Source organism: Stenotrophomonas sp. STEN013 (assembly GCF_056760355.1).
On sequence record NZ_JBRREO010000001.1, the window covers coordinates 154,273 to 169,314 of the forward strand.

Here is a 15,042-nt window from a genome sequence, read left to right on the forward strand (position 1 = left end):
ACGGCCGGTTTCGGTGAAACAGGTAGGAATTATCCGGCTTTTTTGCCGGACTTGCCTTCAAACAGCCCCGACAGGGCGATGCCGATGGCGCCAGCAACGATGGCCGAGTCGGCGATATTGAACGACGGCCAATAGTGATTACCGACGTACCACTGGATGAAGTCGATCACGTGGCCGTGGATCTGGCGATCGATGACATTGCCAATGGCCCCGCCGATCACCAGCGCGTACGGCAACGCACTGTGCCAGGCCGCGCGCGGGGTGCGCGACAGCCAGAACGCCAGCAGACCACTGATGGCCACTGCCAGAAGGGTGAAGAACCACAACTGCCAGCCACCCGCATCACTGAGAAAGCTGAACGCAGCGCCGGTGTTGTAAGTGCGGTACCAGTTCCAGAAGCCGTCAATCACCGGCACTGCAGTGAATTCGGGGAGGCTGGACAGCACCCACGCCTTGCTCCACTGGTCCAGACCGATCACGGCTGCCGAAACCAGCAGCCAGATCAGCGCATCGGGCTTGGGACGCGCAGCCGACATCAGAACCAGCGCCGGTTTTCACCGGCCCCCTCGATGTTGGTGACGCAACGGCCGCACAGCTCCGGGTGTGCCTCAACCGAGCCGACATCAGCGCGGTAGTGCCAGCAGCGCACGCACTTGGCCTTGTCGGTCGGCTGCGCGCTGACAAACACCTCGTCGGTGGTTGCCGGGCGCACCTGCACATCACCACTGATCAGCAGGAAGCGCAGCTCCTCGGCCAGCGGCTGCCAGCGCGCCGCCGTTTCCGCATCCGCGGCAACGGTGATTTCGGCCTCCAGCGCGGCACCAATGGCGCCGTTGGCGCGCATCGGCTCGAGCACCTTGGAGACCTGCTCGCGCAGGGCCAGCAGCTGGTCGAAATCGGCCGCCGTCAACTCGGCGTCGGCAGGCAACGGGGCCAGGCCGTCATACCAGGTAGTGAACAGCACGTTTCCGGCACGCTTGCCCGGCAGATAGCCCCACAGCTCTTCGGCGGTGAAGGTCAGGATCGGTGCGACCCAGCGCACGAACGCTTCGGCGATATGGAACATCGCGCTCTGCGCCGAGCGACGGCCGCGCGAATCTTCCTGCATCGTGTACAGGCGATCCTTGGTCACATCCAGGTACAGCGAACCCAGATCGACGCTGCAGAAATTCAGCAGCAGCTGCACGATCTCGGCCATGTTGTAGTTGGCGTAGGCCGCCTTGATCTTCTCCTGCAGCTCGAACGCGCGGTGCACGATCCAGCGGTCCAGAGCGACCATGTCCTGCAGCGGCAGCAGATGCTGGGCCGGGTCGAAACCATCCAGGTTGCCAAGCAGGAAGCGTGCGGTGTTACGCAAACGACGGTAGGCGTCGGCGTTGCGCTTGAGGATCTCCTGCGACAGCGACATTTCGTTGCTGTAATCGGCCGAGGCGATCCACAGGCGCAGGATGTCCGCGCCCAGGGTGCGCATGATTTCCTGCGGTTCGATGCCGTTGCCCAGCGACTTGGACATCTTGCGGCCGTGCTCGTCCACGGTGAAGCCGTGGGTCAGGCACTGCTTGTACGGCGCGGCCTTGTCGATGGCCACGCCGGTCAGCAGCGAGGACTGGAACCAGCCGCGGTGCTGGTCCGAGCCCTCCAGGTACAGGTCGGCCGGCTTGCCGTAGCCACGTGCCAGCAGCACGCCTTCATGGGTGACGCCGGAGTCGAACCAGACATCGAGGATGTCGGTGACCTTTTCGTACTGCGCCGCTTCATCGCCGAGCAGATCGCTGGCGTCCAGCGAATACCAGACGTCGATGCCGCCCCGCTCCACACGGTCGGCCACCTGCCGCATCAGCTCGACGCTGCGCGGGTGCGGCTCACCGGTTTCGCGGTGGGTGAACAAGGCAATCGGCACGCCCCAGGTGCGCTGGCGGCTGATGCACCAGTCCGGGCGACCGTCGACCATGTTGCTGATACGCGCCTTGCCCCAGCTCGGGAACCAGCCGACGTTGTCGATGGCCGCCATCGCGTCATTGCGCAGGTTGGCCTTGTCCATCGAGATGAACCACTGCGGGGTGGCGCGGAACACCACCGGCGTCTTGTGACGCCAGCAATGCGGATAGCTGTGCTGGATTTCGAAGAAGGCAAGCAATGCGCCGCTCTCACGCAGCACCTCGACGATCAGCGGCTGCGCCTTCCACAGGTGCTGGCCGGCCAGTTCGACCGTACCGGCCGGCGGCGTCGACGGCAGGTAGACGCCGCGGCCATCGACCGGATTGACCTGGCCGGCGTTGTACTTGTCCATCAGCCCGTACTGCTGGCTGACCGCAAAGTCTTCCTGACCATGGCCGGGCGCGGTATGCACCGCACCGGTACCGTCGGCATCGGAGACGTGCTCGCCGTTGAGCAGCGGCAGGTCGCGGCTGGCGTAGAACGGGTGCGCCAGCAGCTGGTTCTCCAGCGCCGAGCCCTTGGCATGGCCATGCACGACCATGTCGGTCACGCCATAGCGCGACAGCGAACGCTCGGCCAGCGCCGAGGCCAGCACCAGCCAGCGCGGCTGGCCGTTGTGGGCCGGGCCTTCGACCAGCACATATTCGATATCCGCACCCAGCGACACCGCCAGCGAAGCCGGCAGCGTCCACGGCGTGGTGGTCCAGATCGGCACGGCCACTTCCACACCGGCCGGCAGCTCGACACCGAAACTGGCCGCCAGCGCCTTGGAATCACGCGCGGCATAGGCCACGTCGATGGCCGGGGAGGTCTTGTCCTGGTATTCGATTTCCGCCTCGGCCAAGGCCGAGCCGCAGTCGAAGCACCAGTGCACCGGCTTGGCGCCGCGCACCAGGTGACCGTTGGCCACGATCTTGGCCAGCGCACGGATTTCATTGGCCTCGAAGTCGAAGCTCAGCGTCTTGTAGGGGTTTTCCCAATCGCCGATCACGCCCAGGCGCTTGAAATCAGCGCGCTGCAGGTTGATCTGCTCTTCGGCGTACTCGCGGCACTTCTGGCGGAACTGCTCGGCATCGAGCTTGACGCCCACCTTGCCCCACTTCTTCTCCACCGCGATCTCGATCGGCAGGCCATGGCAATCCCAGCCCGGGATGTAGGGCGCATCAAAGCCGTCGAGGTAACGCGACTTGACGATGATGTCCTTGAGGATCTTGTTGACCGCATGGCCCAGGTGGATCTGGCCATTGGCATACGGCGGGCCGTCGTGCAGCACGAACAGCGGACGGCCCTTCGCGTTCTCGCGAAGCTGCGCGTAAATGCCCTGCTCTTCCCAACGCGCCAGGATGCCCGGCTCACGCTTGGGCAGGTCGCCACGCATCGGAAATTCCGTTGCCGGCAGATGGAGGGTGGCTTTGTAATCCTGGCTCACGCGGTGGCTCGCAATCTGTGTTCGGAAAGGATGCGACGCGCCTGTTCGGCGTCGCGGTGCATCTGCGCGGTCAACGCCGGCAGATCATTGAATTTCTCTTCATCGCGCAGCTTGGCGACAAATTCCACTTCGATATGGCGGCCGTACAGGTCGCCCTGGAAATCGAACAGATGGGCTTCCAGCAGCGGCTCCACTCCCTGCACGGTCGGGCGCGTGCCGAAGCTCGACACCGACGGCCAGGGCTGCTCGAACACGCCGTGCACCCGGGTGGCGTAGATACCAGAAAGTGCGGGCGTTTTCGGAAAACGCAAATTGGCCGTGGGAAAGCCCAGGGTGCGTCCGAGCTGCTTCCCGCGCACGACCCGGCCGCCGATGGCGTATGGATGCCCCAGCAGGTCGCCGGCATGGGCAAACTCGCCAGCCACGATCAGCTCACGGATACGGGTGCTGGAAATGCGCTCGCCGTTCAGGTGAACCGGCTCGATCTCACCGGCGACAAAGCCCAGCTCGGCGCCCATCGCCTGCAACAGCGCGATATCGCCGCCACGACGGTTGCCGAAGTGGAATTTGGGGCCGATCCAGACCTCGCGTGCGCACAACCGCCGCACCAGTACTTGGCGGACGAAATCCTCGGCCGAGGTCGCAGCCATCTTCGCGTCGAACCGCAGCAGGCCGATGCTGTCCACACCCAGCCCGCGCAACGCGCCGACCTTGTCCCGGGCCAGCATCAGCCGCGGCGGCGGGTTGCCTTTGGCGAAGAACTCGCGCGGCAGCGGCTCGAAGGCCAGTGCCACAACCGGGACTCCCAGCGCACGGGCACGGGCGACTGCGTGGCGCACCAGCGCCCGGTGGCCCAGGTGCAGGCCGTCGAAAGCACCGATGCAGACCACGCTTCCCTGCGGGAACAACACCCCGCCGTCGACGTCTCTAAAAAGCCTGCTCATTCCATCCGGATCCGACCCATACGGGCCGGCTCTGTCGTGTGTAGCCCGGAAGTATAACGGTGCGGGCCGCGCTGTCGGCTTACTGGCCACGCAGCTCGCGGGGCCGGTAGCCCATCAGCAGCAAGCCGGCGGCGTACACCGCGCCACCACTGCCCACCAGCACCGCCAGGCGCCAGCCGCGCTCCCACCATGCCCACGGCGTCCAGTCGACCCAAAGCAGCCGCAACGCAAGCACCGCCACCAGCATCAGCACACTGGCGACCAGCAGCTGCAGTAGAAAGCGCCCCCAGCCCGGCTGCCGCTGGTACACCCGCGCCCTGCGCAGATACCACCACAGCTGCAACGCATTGGCCCAGCCAGCCACGGCAATGGCCAGTGCAAGCAGGGTGTGTGCGCCCTCCACGCGCTTGAGTGCCTCCAGCCAGTCACCCCCGGCCGCCGCCAACGCCGTCTGCCCCATCGGACTGAACCGGAGCATCATCGCGAACAGGAAGACGGTACTGAGGACATTGATCGCGATCGAGGCCAGCGCCGCCTTGACCGGGGTGCGGGTGTCCTGCCGCGAATAGAACGCCGGCGCCAGCACCTTCACCAGCAGGAAGGCCGGCACCGCCAGCGATTGCGCCATCAGGCTCAGACTGCTCATGCGCATGTCCTGCTCGGAAAACTCTCCGTACTGGAACAGCGTGGCCAGCAATGGCTGAGCGCACAGCACCAACCCCAGACAGGCCGGTATGCCGATCAGCAGGCACAGCCGGAAGCCCCAATCCAGCCCCTTGGAATACCCCGCCGGATCAGCATCCACATGGCGATTGGACAGATGCGGCAGGATCACCGTGCCAATGGCCACGCCAAACATGCCCAACGGGAACTCCAGCAACCGGTCGCTGTAATACAGCCAGGTCACACTGCCGCCCATCAACAGCGATGCCGCCAGCGTGTTGAACAGCAGGTTCACCTGCGCCACCGACGAGCCGAACAGTGTCGGCACCATCAGCCTCATGATCTTGCGCACGCCCGCATGGGCCAGATCGAACCTGGGCCGCGGCAGCAGCCCCAGTTTCGCCAACGACGGCAGCTGGAACGCCAACTGCAGAATGCCCGCCACGAATACCCCCCAAGCCAAAGCCAGCACCGGCTCATAGCCCCAGGCCTTCATATACGGCACCAGGCACAGCGCCGCAGCGATCATCGAGATGTTCAGCAGAATCGGGGACAGCGCAGGTATGGCAAACCTTTGATAGCTGTTCAGCACCCCGCCCACCAGCGATGCCAGTGAAATGAACAGGGCATAGGGAAAGGTGATCTGCAGCATCAGCGTGGCCAACCGGAATTGGTCGCTGTCGGGCTCGAACCCGGGCGCGAAAACCCTCATCACCCAAGGCGCCAGCAGGACGGCCAGCGCTGTCGCAACCAGCAGAACCGCAGCCAGCACACCCGCCACCCGGTCCACCAGCGCTTTGACGGCGGCGTGATCGCCTTTGGCCTTGTACTCGGCCAGCACCGGCACAAACGCCATCGAGAAGGAGCCCTCGGCGGAGAGCCGGCGCATGAAGTTTGGAATCCTGAATGCGACGACGAACGCATCCATCGCCGCGCCGGCCCCGAAAACCTGCGCATAGATCTGGTCGCGGACCAGCCCACTGATACGCGAAAGAAACGTCATTGCACTGAAAACTGCAGTGGATCTGAGCAACCGGCCGCTCACTAAACTTCCCCTTGACAACCTGACTTGACGTTCGCCCTGACCATCATCATACTTGCGTGCTTGCTGTTCCCACCACACCGATTTTCAGGAAACCACCACCGTGGCCAATATCAAGTCCGCCAAGAAGCGCGCCAAGCAGACCGTCGTGCGCAACGCGCGCAACGTGGCTCAGCGCTCGATGCTGCGCACCGCTGTCAAGAAAGTGATCAAGGCGCTGGACGCCAACGATGCCGCCGGCGCCGAAGCCGCCTTCGCTGTCGCCCAGCCGATTCTGGATCGCTTCAGCGCGCGTGGCCTGATCCATAAGAACAAGGCTGCCCGCCATAAGAGCCGCCTGAATGACCGCATCAAGGCCCTCAAGGCTGCCTGAATAGCGAGTCCACCAGAAGCCGCAAGGCTTCCGGCTTGAAAAACCCGGCCCAAGCCGGGTTTTTTATTGCCTGAAATCCGCGACCACAACGCCAAAAGCCAAGCCGGGCCCGCCATGGCGCGCGCCAACCAGATCAGGACACGCCATCCAAACGCTGCAAGCAGCTGCGCACGCACGGGCGGGCAACCCCAGGATTGCCACATGAAAAACCCGGCCAGCAGCCGGGTTTTTCACAGGTGATGAGAGCGGGGAAACCGGATCCAGCCGCCCGGGCAATTTACAGCGCCGCGTCGCGCGCCTCGGCCTCCAGCAGTTTCTGCTGGTCGAAGAACGCCATGATGTCCTTCATGATCGGCCAGGTGCCTTCACGCCCCAGCGCCGACACCAGATACCACGGCCCGGTCCAGCCCAGCTCTTTGACAATCTGCTCGGCCGCGACCTGCGCCTCATCTTCGAACATCAGGTCGGCCTTGTTCAGCACCAGCCAGCGCGGCTTCTGCAGCAACTCCGGATCATGCTTGCCGAGCTCGCGCTCGATGGCACGCACCTGCTCGACCGGCGAAACCCCGTCGACGCCACCCTCCATCGGCGAGATATCCACAAGGTGCAGCAACAGGCGGGTGCGCTGCAGGTGACGCAGGAACTGCGCTCCCAGGCCCGCACCATCGGCCGCACCCTCGATCAGGCCCGGAATGTCGGCGATCACGAAGCTGCGGTAATTTTCGACCTTCACCACACCCAGGTTCGGGTACAGCGTTGTGAAAGGATAGTCCGCCACCTTCGGTGTCGCCGCCGAAACCGCACGGATCAACGTGCTCTTGCCGGCATTCGGGAACCCGAGCAGACCAACGTCGGCCAGCAGCTTCAGCTCCAGCTTGAGCAGGCGCTCCTCGCCCTCCTCGCCCGGCAGCGACTGCCGCGGCGAGCGGTTGGTCGAACTTTTGAAATGCATGTTGCCCAGGCCACCCTTGCCGCCCTTGGCCACCAGCAGACGATCACCATGCCGGGTCAGATCGCCGATCACCTCATCGGTATCGACGTTTATCACCACCGTCCCCACCGGCACGGTAATGGTCAGATCCTCGCCACCCTTGCCATACATCTGGCGCCCCATGCCGTTTTCGCCACGCTGCGCCTTGAAGATGCGGTCATGGCGGAAATCGACCAGGGTGTTCAGGTTCTCGTCGGCGCGGACCCACACGCTGCCGCCGTCACCGCCATCACCGCCATCCGGGCCGCCCAGCGGAATGAACTTCTCGCGGCGAAAGCCGACGCAGCCGTTACCGCCGTTGCCAGCGATGACCTGGATCTCCGCTTCGTCTACAAGTTTCATGATTCTGGTTGCCTACTGATGGCGGCAGGCACATTGCCCGACCGCAAATTCTAACGATCCCGGCTACCCCGGGGAAAACAGGGCTGCAAGCCCTCACAACGGATTTCCGCCAACGAAAAACCCCGCCTAAGCGGGGCTTTCGTCAGCTGCCCACACCGGAGTATGGGCGCTTGCACCTGCGAAATTAAGCTTCCGCGACGATGCTGACGGTACGGCGCTTGTTGGCACCCTTCACCGAGAACTCAACCTTGCCATCGACCAGCGCAAACAGCGTGTGATCGCGACCCAGGCCGACGCCGGTACCCGGATGGAACTGGGTGCCGCGCTGACGCACGATGATGTTGCCGGCCTCGATGGCCTGGCCACCGAAGATCTTGACGCCCAGATACTTCGGGTTGGAATCGCGACCGTTGCGCGAGGAACCTACGCCTTTTTTATGTGCCATGACGAATTCTCCTTAGCAATTAGCCGGCGATGCCGGTGATTTCGATTTCGGTGTAGTACTGACGGTGACCCTGACGCTTCATGTGGTGCTTGCGGCGACGGAACTTGATGATCCGGACCTTGTCGGCGCGGCCGTGGGACACGACCTTGGCGGTTACCGAAGCACCCTTCAGCGCATCACCCAGCTTGATGCCATCGGCATCGCCGAGCATCAGGATGTTGTCAAACTTGATCTCGCTGCCGGCTTCGACTTCGAGCTTTTCGACGCGGAGGGTTTCACCCTGCGCGACGCGGTACTGCTTACCGCCAGTTACCAGAACTGCGTACATGACCAGACTTCCTCTGTAGTTATTGTGGTCGCCGTGCCCGCCATCGAGGGCGGACAGGAGCGGGATTTTACTGGCCGCAACAGGTTCGGGTCAAGTCGCCGCCCGCTCTGACTGTCCATCGCCTGAACAGCGCCGGATGCCGGCCTGCCTGCTCTGGGGAATCCGGCAATTGCCCCCAAATCACAAGCTCGCTAGGCTGACTGGCTGCCGTCAGCGACGCCCCCACACCTCCTGTTACCGGCCCCGCCGGCAGCAGTCCAAATCGGATTTCCCATGGCGATGGATTTCATCCGCATCCGCGGTGCGCGGACGCACAATCTCAAGAACATCGACCTCGACCTGCCCCGCGACAAGCTGATCGTGATCACCGGCCTGTCCGGCTCGGGCAAGTCCTCGCTGGCGTTCGACACGATCTACGCAGAAGGCCAGCGCCGCTACGTCGAGTCGCTGTCGGCCTATGCGCGGCAGTTCCTGAGCGTGATGGAGAAGCCGGATCTGGACCACATCGAGGGCCTGTCGCCAGCGATCTCGATCGAGCAGAAGTCCACCTCGCACAACCCGCGCTCGACCGTGGGCACCATCACCGAGATCTACGACTATCTGCGCCTGCTGTACGCCCGCGTCGGCAGCCCGCGCTGCCCGGACCACGGCTACCCGCTGGAGGCGCAGACGGTGAGCCAGATGGTGGACCAGGTGCTGACACTGGATCCGGAACAGCGCTACATGCTGCTGGCACCGGTGATCCGCGAGCGCAAGGGCGAGCATGTGCAGGTGTTCGACCAGCTGCGCGCACAGGGCTTTGTGCGTGTCCGGGTCGACGGCGAGCTGTATGAGATCGACGAAGTTCCGCCACTGGGTCTGCGCCAGAAGCACACCATCGAGGCGGTGATCGACCGCTTCCGCCCGCGCGAGGACATCAAGCAACGGCTGGCCGAAAGTTTCGAGACCGCGCTCAAACTGGGCGATGGCATGGCTTCGGTGCAAAGCCTGGAGGCGGCCGATGCCGAACCGCAGCTGTTCTCCTCCAAGTACAGCTGCCCGGTCTGCGACTACGCGTTGCCGGAACTGGAACCGCGCCTGTTCTCGTTCAACTCGCCGGTCGGGGCCTGCCCGGGCTGCGACGGTCTGGGTATGGCCGAGTTCTTCGATCCGGCGCGCGTGGTCGTACATCCGGAACTGTCACTGTCAGCCGGCGCGGTGCGCGGCTGGGACCGGCGCAACGCCTACTACTTCCAGCTGATCGCCTCGCTGGCCAAGCACTACGATTTCGACGTGGACGCCCCTTGGCAGTCCCTGCCCGAGCATGTGCGCAAGGCGGTGCTGTACGGCAGTGGCGAGGACAGCATCACGTTCACCTACTTCACCGAGGCCGGCGGCCGCAGCCAGCGCAAGCACCGCTTCGAGGGCATCATCCCCAACCTCGAACGCCGCTACAAGGAAACCGAATCGCCGGCGGTGCGCGAGGAACTGGCCAAGTACATCAGCGAACGGGCCTGCCCGGAGTGCCAGGGCGCGCGCCTGAACAAAGCCGCGCGCAACGTGTTCGTCGCCGACCGGCCACTGCCGGAAATCGCGGTGCTGCCGATCGACGAGGCCAAACGCTTCTTCAGCGAACTGAGCCTGCCCGGCTGGCGCGGCGAGATCGCCACCAAGATCGTCAAGGAGATCGGCGAGCGACTCGGCTTCCTGGTCGATGTCGGGCTGGATTACCTGACCCTGGAACGCAAGGCCGACACCCTGTCCGGCGGCGAGGCCCAGCGCATCCGGCTGGCCTCGCAGATCGGCGCCGGCCTGGTGGGCGTGATGTACGTGCTCGACGAGCCGTCCATCGGCCTGCACCAGCGCGACAACGAGCGCCTGCTGGGCACCCTCACCCGCCTGCGCGATCTGGGCAACACGGTGATCGTGGTCGAACACGACGAGGATGCGATCCGCCTGGCCGACTACGTGCTGGACATTGGCCCAGGCGCGGGCGTGCATGGCGGCGAGATCGTCGGCCAGGGCACGCTGCAGGACATCCTCGATGCGCCGCGCTCGTTGACCGGCCAGTACCTGTCGGGCAAGCGCGCCATCGAGATTCCCGCGCGCCGGCACACGCCCAATCCGAAGATGACGCTGCACCTGCGCGGCGCCACCGGCAACAACCTCAAAGATGTCGACCTGGATATTCCCTCCGGCCTGCTGACCTGCGTCACCGGCGTGTCCGGCTCGGGCAAATCGACCCTGATCAACGACACCCTGTTCTCGCTGGCCGCCAACGAGATCAATGGCGCCTCGCATCCGGTCGCCCCGTTCCGGGAGGTCGAGGGCCTGGACCTGTTCGACAAGGTGGTGGACATCAACCAGTCGCCGATCGGCCGTACCCCGCGCTCGAACCCGGCCACCTACACCGGCCTGTTCACGCCGCTGCGCGAGCTCTACGCGCAGGTGCCCGAAGCGCGTGCGCGCGGCTATTCGCCGGGCCGCTTCAGCTTCAACGTGCGCGGTGGCCGCTGCGAGGCCTGCCAGGGGGATGGCCTGATCAAGGTCGAGATGCATTTCCTGCCGGATGTGTACGTGCCGTGCGATGTCTGCCATGGCAAGCGCTACAACCGCGAGACGCTGGAGATCCTCTACAAGGGCTACAACATCAACGACGTGCTGGAAATGACCGTCGAGGATGCGCTGAAGCTGTTCGAGCCGGTGCCGTCGATCGCCCGCAAGCTGGAAACGCTGGTGGACGTGGGCCTGAGCTATATCAAGCTGGGCCAGAGCGCGACCACGCTGTCCGGCGGTGAGGCGCAGCGCGTGAAGCTGTCCAAGGAGCTGTCGCGCCGCGATACCGGCCGCACCCTGTACATCCTCGATGAGCCGACCACCGGCCTGCACTTCCACGACATCGAAGCGCTGCTGGGCGTGCTGCACAAGCTGCGCGACGAGGGCAACACGGTGGTGGTGATCGAGCACAACCTGGACGTGATCAAGACCGCCGACTGGATCGTCGATCTGGGCCCGGAAGGCGGCCACCGCGGCGGCACCATCCTGGTCACCGGTACGCCGGAAGACGTGGCCGCGTACCCGGATTCCTACACCGGCCAGTTCCTGGCGCGGATGCTGCCCTCCACCTGTGCGCGTCCCGAACAACCGGCCGCCGTGGCCAACAAGCCCGATGCGCGCCCACCGCGCAAGGAAAAGCCGGTCAAGAAGACCGCAACCAGGAAAGCAGCAACCCCCAGCAAGAAGAAGACGGACTGATGAGCACTGAACCCAAACAGCTGGCCCGCGTGCCGATCAGCGTGCGCTGGCGCGACATGGACGCGATGGGCCACGTCAACAACGCCAAATATGTGTCTTATCTGGAAGAAGCGCGTGTGCGCTGGATGCAGGGCGTGGAAGGCGTCTCGATGACCGACCGCATCGCCCCGGTGGTGGCCAACACCAATATCAACTACCGCCTGCCCATCGTCTGGCCCAACGACATCGTCGTGGAGCTGTTCGTCGAGCGGCTGGGCACCAGCAGCGTGACCATCGGCCACCGCATCATCGATCAGCAGGACAGCAGCAAGCTGTACTCTGACGGCAACGTGGTGGTGGTGTGGATGGACACGCAGACCGGCAGGAGCGCGCCACTGCCCGAGGCCATCCGCAACGCCTCGAGCTGACGCCTCCCCCACACCCGCACACCGCAAAAGCCGCCCGCCGGGCGGCTTTTTCATGCAGTTCGGATACCCGATAAGCGGTCCTGCGGAGCACCGCATCATGAGCCCCTTCCACGCCGACTCCCACGACTGGCACCGCCCGGTCGTTACGGCCGCGGCGGCGCCTGCCGCCTGACCTGCAAACGGCCCTCCACCGTGCTGCCATCGGCCAGACGCAACCGCAGCGGCAGTTGCCCCCCTTCGGTCAGCGCCAACTCCGGTCGCATCAGCATCAGGTGCAGGCCGCCGGGCTCCAGTTCGACCCCCCTGCCGGCCGGCACCGGCAGGCGCGTGATCTCTCGCATCCGGCTGACCCCGTCCACCCGCGTGGTTTCGTGCAATGACACTTCGGCAAACACGCGACTGTCCGCGCCCACCACCACCACCTCAGCGCTGCAGTCGTTGCGGATGCGGGCATAACCGGCGGCCATCGGCATCGTACCCGGCGGTAGACGCACCCAGCCACCGCTGATGGTCACGCAGGCCGGCGCCGGGGTTTGTGCGGCGGCACTGGACGCACACACGGCCAACAGTACGCACACGAATGGTTTGGTTATCATCGAAACCACAACTCCCTGCCGTACGAGAAGCCGCAGCATGACCACGCTCATCGAAGTGATCAACCATGGCCCGATCCGCGAACTGCGCCTGGCGCGACCGCCGGTCAACGCGCTGGATACCGAGCTGTGCCGCGCCCTGATCGCCGCACTGAACCAGGCGATGGCCGACGATGTGCAGGGCATCGTGCTGTCCGGTAGCGAGCGTATCTTCACCGGCGGCATGGATGTGCCCCACCTGCTCGGCCACGGCAATGACCGGCACAAGCTGCTGGACAGCTGGCAGGCCTTCTTCGGCGCCGCCCGGGTGATCGCCGAAAGCCGCATCCCGGTGGTGGCGGCATTGACCGGCCACTCCCCTGCCGGCGGCTGCGTGCTGGCGCTGTGCTGCGACTACCGGGTGATGGCGCGAAGCGCCGATCCGGCCAAGCCCTATGTGATCGGCCTGAACGAGGTACAGGTGGGACTGGTCGCGCCGGAAGGCATCCAGCGCCTGCTGCGGCGCGTGGTCGGCGCCCACCGCGCCGGCGTGCTGCTGGCCGGCGGTGAGCTGGTAAGCGCCGAGCGGGCACTGGAGATCGGCCTGGTCGATGAACTGGCCGATGACGCCACACAGGTCGTGGCCCGCGCCATCGGCTGGCTGCAGACGCAGCTGGCGCTGCCGCACCAGCCGATGCTGCAGACCCGGGCCATCGCCCGCGCCGACCTGCACGAGGCGATGCAGGCCGAACACATCCAGCTCGAGCGCTTCGTCGAGGCCTGGTATTCGGCCGATGCGCAGACCGCGCTGCAGGCGCTGGTGGCGCGGCTGGGCAAGCGCTGACCGCGGACCGGCGGGCAGCCGGCGACCGCTATAATCGCGGCCTGTCGAATTGAAGGTCGCCGTCTTGTCCGCCAACGCCGAACCCGTGGTATCCGAACTGATTGACCTGCTGTCGCTGGAGCGGCTGGAGGACAACCTGTTCCGTGGCCAGAGCCGCGATATCGGCACCAAATACGTGTTCGGCGGGCAGGTGCTGGGCCAGGCGCTGGCCGCCGCCCAGGCCACGGTCGACAACGGCCGCCATGTGCATTCGCTGCACGCCTACTTCCTGCGGGCCGGCAACATCGACCACCCCATCGTCTATGACGTGGACCGCACCCGCGACGGCGGCAGCTTCTCGGTGCGCCGGGTCACCGCGATCCAGCACGGCAAGGTGATCTTCTTCTGCGCGGCCTCGTTCCAGCAGGCCGAAACCGGCGCCGAGCACCAGCACAAGATGCCCGAGGTGCCGCAACCGGAGGACATCGAGCCCAACCGCCCGTTGCCGGCCGAGGTGCTGGAGCGGTTGCCGGTGAAGGTGCAGCGCTGGCTCTCGCGCGGCGGCCCGTTCGAGTTCCGCCATGTCTACCCGCGTGACGAGCTCAATCCGCCTAAGCGCCCGCCCTATCACCAGGTGTGGCTGCGCCTGACCGAACCGGTCGGCGATGCGCCGGAACTGCACCAGGCGTTGCTGGCCTACGCCTCGGATTTCCACCTGCTGGGCACGGCCACTTTCCCGCACGGCATCAGCTACTACCAGCCGCATGTGCAGATGGCCTCGCTGGACCACGCGATCTGGTTCCACCGTCCGTTCCGCGTGGACCAGTGGCTGCTGTATTCGCTGGACAGCCCCAGCGCGCAGGATTCGCGCGGCCTGGCGCGCGGCCAGTTCTTCACCCGCGACGGGGTGCTGGTGGCCAGCACCGCGCAGGAAGGCCTGATCCGGGTCACGCCGGATGCCAACGAAACGAGCAAGGGCTGAACCATGCGCAAGATTTTCAGCAGTCAGCGGGTCGAGAACGCCGAGGGCGTGGCGCAGATGCTGCGCGATGCCGGTATCGAAGTGCGCGTCACCAACGGCCGCTCGTACCAGAGCAAGCGTCGGGGCCAGTTCAGCTATCTGGACAGGACCAGCGCCGGCAATCTGCCGTCGGTGTGGGTGGTGCATGCCAATGACCAGCCGCGGGCGCGCGAGATACTGCGCGAGGCACGCCTGCTGGACACCACCCGCCGCGACCATCCCACCGCCGAGTACGCCTTCAGCGCCCCCCCGGCGGCCACCGGCAACGGTCGCAGCTGGGCCTGGCGCATCCGCTTCATCCTGATGGCGGTCATTGCCGCGGTGATCCTGATGATGGTGCTGCGCCACCGCAGCGCCCCGGAACCGGTGGTCGCCGCGCCCGCGCCACAGACACAGCCGGCCGCACCGGCGCAGGACCGGACCGACGAGGTCCGTGTGCGCATCCAGCCCAGCGCGCAGCCCCCGCGCAACTGAGCCGCGGTCACATCCG

14 protein-coding genes are annotated in these 15,042 nt (G+C 65.3%); 6 read left to right on the top strand and 8 right to left on the bottom strand.

Annotation, left to right across the window (positions count from 1 at the left end):
* Positions 1–29: 29 nt before the first annotated feature.
* The 4 genes from lspA to murJ all read right to left on the bottom strand — a co-directional run bounded on the left by lspA (position 30) and on the right by murJ (position 6,019).
* A complete protein-coding gene (gene lspA, locus ACVOMH_RS00695; RefSeq protein ID WP_481550719.1) occupies positions 30–536 on the bottom strand; it encodes a signal peptidase II in 507 nt (168 codons plus the stop codon).
* Entirely contained in the window at positions 536–3,367 is a 2,832-nt protein-coding gene (gene ileS / locus ACVOMH_RS00700) for an isoleucine--tRNA ligase (RefSeq protein WP_481550720.1), read from the bottom strand. Before ileS ends, lspA begins: the two co-directional genes overlap by 1 nt.
* Positions 3,364–4,311: a bifunctional riboflavin kinase/FAD synthetase gene (locus tag ACVOMH_RS00705; protein WP_481550721.1), complete on the bottom strand. Its 948-nt coding sequence runs from the start codon at positions 4,309–4,311 to the stop codon at positions 3,364–3,366. The genes ileS and ACVOMH_RS00705 overlap by 4 nt, the downstream gene beginning before the upstream one ends.
* Before the next feature lie 79 nt (positions 4,312–4,390).
* Positions 4,391–6,019 (bottom strand): murein biosynthesis integral membrane protein MurJ, encoded by a 1,629-nt coding sequence (gene murJ, locus ACVOMH_RS00710; RefSeq protein ID WP_481550722.1) that lies wholly within the window; start codon positions 6,017–6,019, stop codon positions 4,391–4,393.
* A 100-nt stretch (positions 6,020–6,119) separates the two neighbouring features.
* On the opposite strand from murJ, the gene rpsT reads away from it, so the two are divergent.
* The gene (gene rpsT, locus ACVOMH_RS00715; protein ID WP_005408560.1) at positions 6,120–6,389 is read left to right on the top strand and encodes a 30S ribosomal protein S20; all 270 of its coding nucleotides are present in this window, start codon (positions 6,120–6,122) and stop codon (positions 6,387–6,389) included.
* A 277-nt stretch (positions 6,390–6,666) separates the two neighbouring features.
* Here the strand turns inward: rpsT and obgE are convergent, their stop codons facing one another.
* From obgE to rplU, 3 genes are all read right to left on the bottom strand, one after another.
* Positions 6,667–7,722 carry a GTPase ObgE gene (gene obgE / locus ACVOMH_RS00720; protein ID WP_481550723.1) on the bottom strand — a complete coding sequence of 352 codons (1,056 nt, stop codon included), beginning with the start codon at positions 7,720–7,722 and terminating at the stop codon, positions 6,667–6,669.
* A 184-nt stretch (positions 7,723–7,906) separates the two neighbouring features.
* A complete protein-coding gene (rpmA, locus tag ACVOMH_RS00725; RefSeq protein ID WP_054657099.1) occupies positions 7,907–8,167 on the bottom strand; it encodes a 50S ribosomal protein L27 in 261 nt (86 codons plus the stop codon).
* Positions 8,168–8,186: 19 nt separating this feature from the next.
* Positions 8,187–8,495 carry a 50S ribosomal protein L21 gene (gene rplU / locus ACVOMH_RS00730; RefSeq protein ID WP_054657101.1) on the bottom strand — a complete coding sequence of 103 codons (309 nt, stop codon included), beginning with the start codon at positions 8,493–8,495 and terminating at the stop codon, positions 8,187–8,189.
* A 273-nt stretch (positions 8,496–8,768) separates the two neighbouring features.
* On the opposite strand from rplU, the gene uvrA reads away from it, so the two are divergent.
* Positions 8,769–11,729, top strand: coding sequence for an excinuclease ABC subunit UvrA (gene uvrA, locus ACVOMH_RS00735; RefSeq protein ID WP_057506384.1), 2,961 nt, complete (start codon positions 8,769–8,771; stop codon positions 11,727–11,729).
* Positions 11,729–12,136 carry an acyl-CoA thioesterase gene (locus ACVOMH_RS00740; protein ID WP_054657103.1) on the top strand — a complete coding sequence of 136 codons (408 nt, stop codon included), beginning with the start codon at positions 11,729–11,731 and terminating at the stop codon, positions 12,134–12,136. The genes uvrA and ACVOMH_RS00740 overlap by 1 nt, the downstream gene beginning before the upstream one ends.
* Positions 12,137–12,279: 143 nt before the next feature.
* Here ACVOMH_RS00740 and ACVOMH_RS00745 read toward each other — a convergent pair whose 3' ends face one another.
* Positions 12,280–12,732, bottom strand: a complete 453-nt coding sequence (locus tag ACVOMH_RS00745; protein ID WP_054657105.1) for a copper chaperone PCu(A)C — start codon at positions 12,730–12,732, stop codon at positions 12,280–12,282.
* 37 nt (positions 12,733–12,769) lie between these two features.
* Between ACVOMH_RS00745 and ACVOMH_RS00750 the strand changes: the two genes are divergently transcribed.
* From ACVOMH_RS00750 to ACVOMH_RS00760, 3 genes are all read left to right on the top strand, one after another.
* Positions 12,770–13,552 carry an enoyl-CoA hydratase/isomerase family protein gene (locus tag ACVOMH_RS00750; RefSeq protein WP_481550724.1) on the top strand — a complete coding sequence of 261 codons (783 nt, stop codon included), beginning with the start codon at positions 12,770–12,772 and terminating at the stop codon, positions 13,550–13,552.
* A 64-nt stretch (positions 13,553–13,616) separates the two neighbouring features.
* On the top strand, positions 13,617–14,513 hold the full coding sequence (gene tesB / locus ACVOMH_RS00755; RefSeq protein WP_054660821.1) for an acyl-CoA thioesterase II: 897 nt from the start codon (positions 13,617–13,619) through the stop codon (positions 14,511–14,513).
* Positions 14,514–14,516: 3 nt separating this feature from the next.
* Positions 14,517–15,026: a putative signal transducing protein gene (locus ACVOMH_RS00760; protein ID WP_481550725.1), complete on the top strand. Its 510-nt coding sequence runs from the start codon at positions 14,517–14,519 to the stop codon at positions 15,024–15,026.
* Positions 15,027–15,042: the final 16 nt, after the last annotated feature.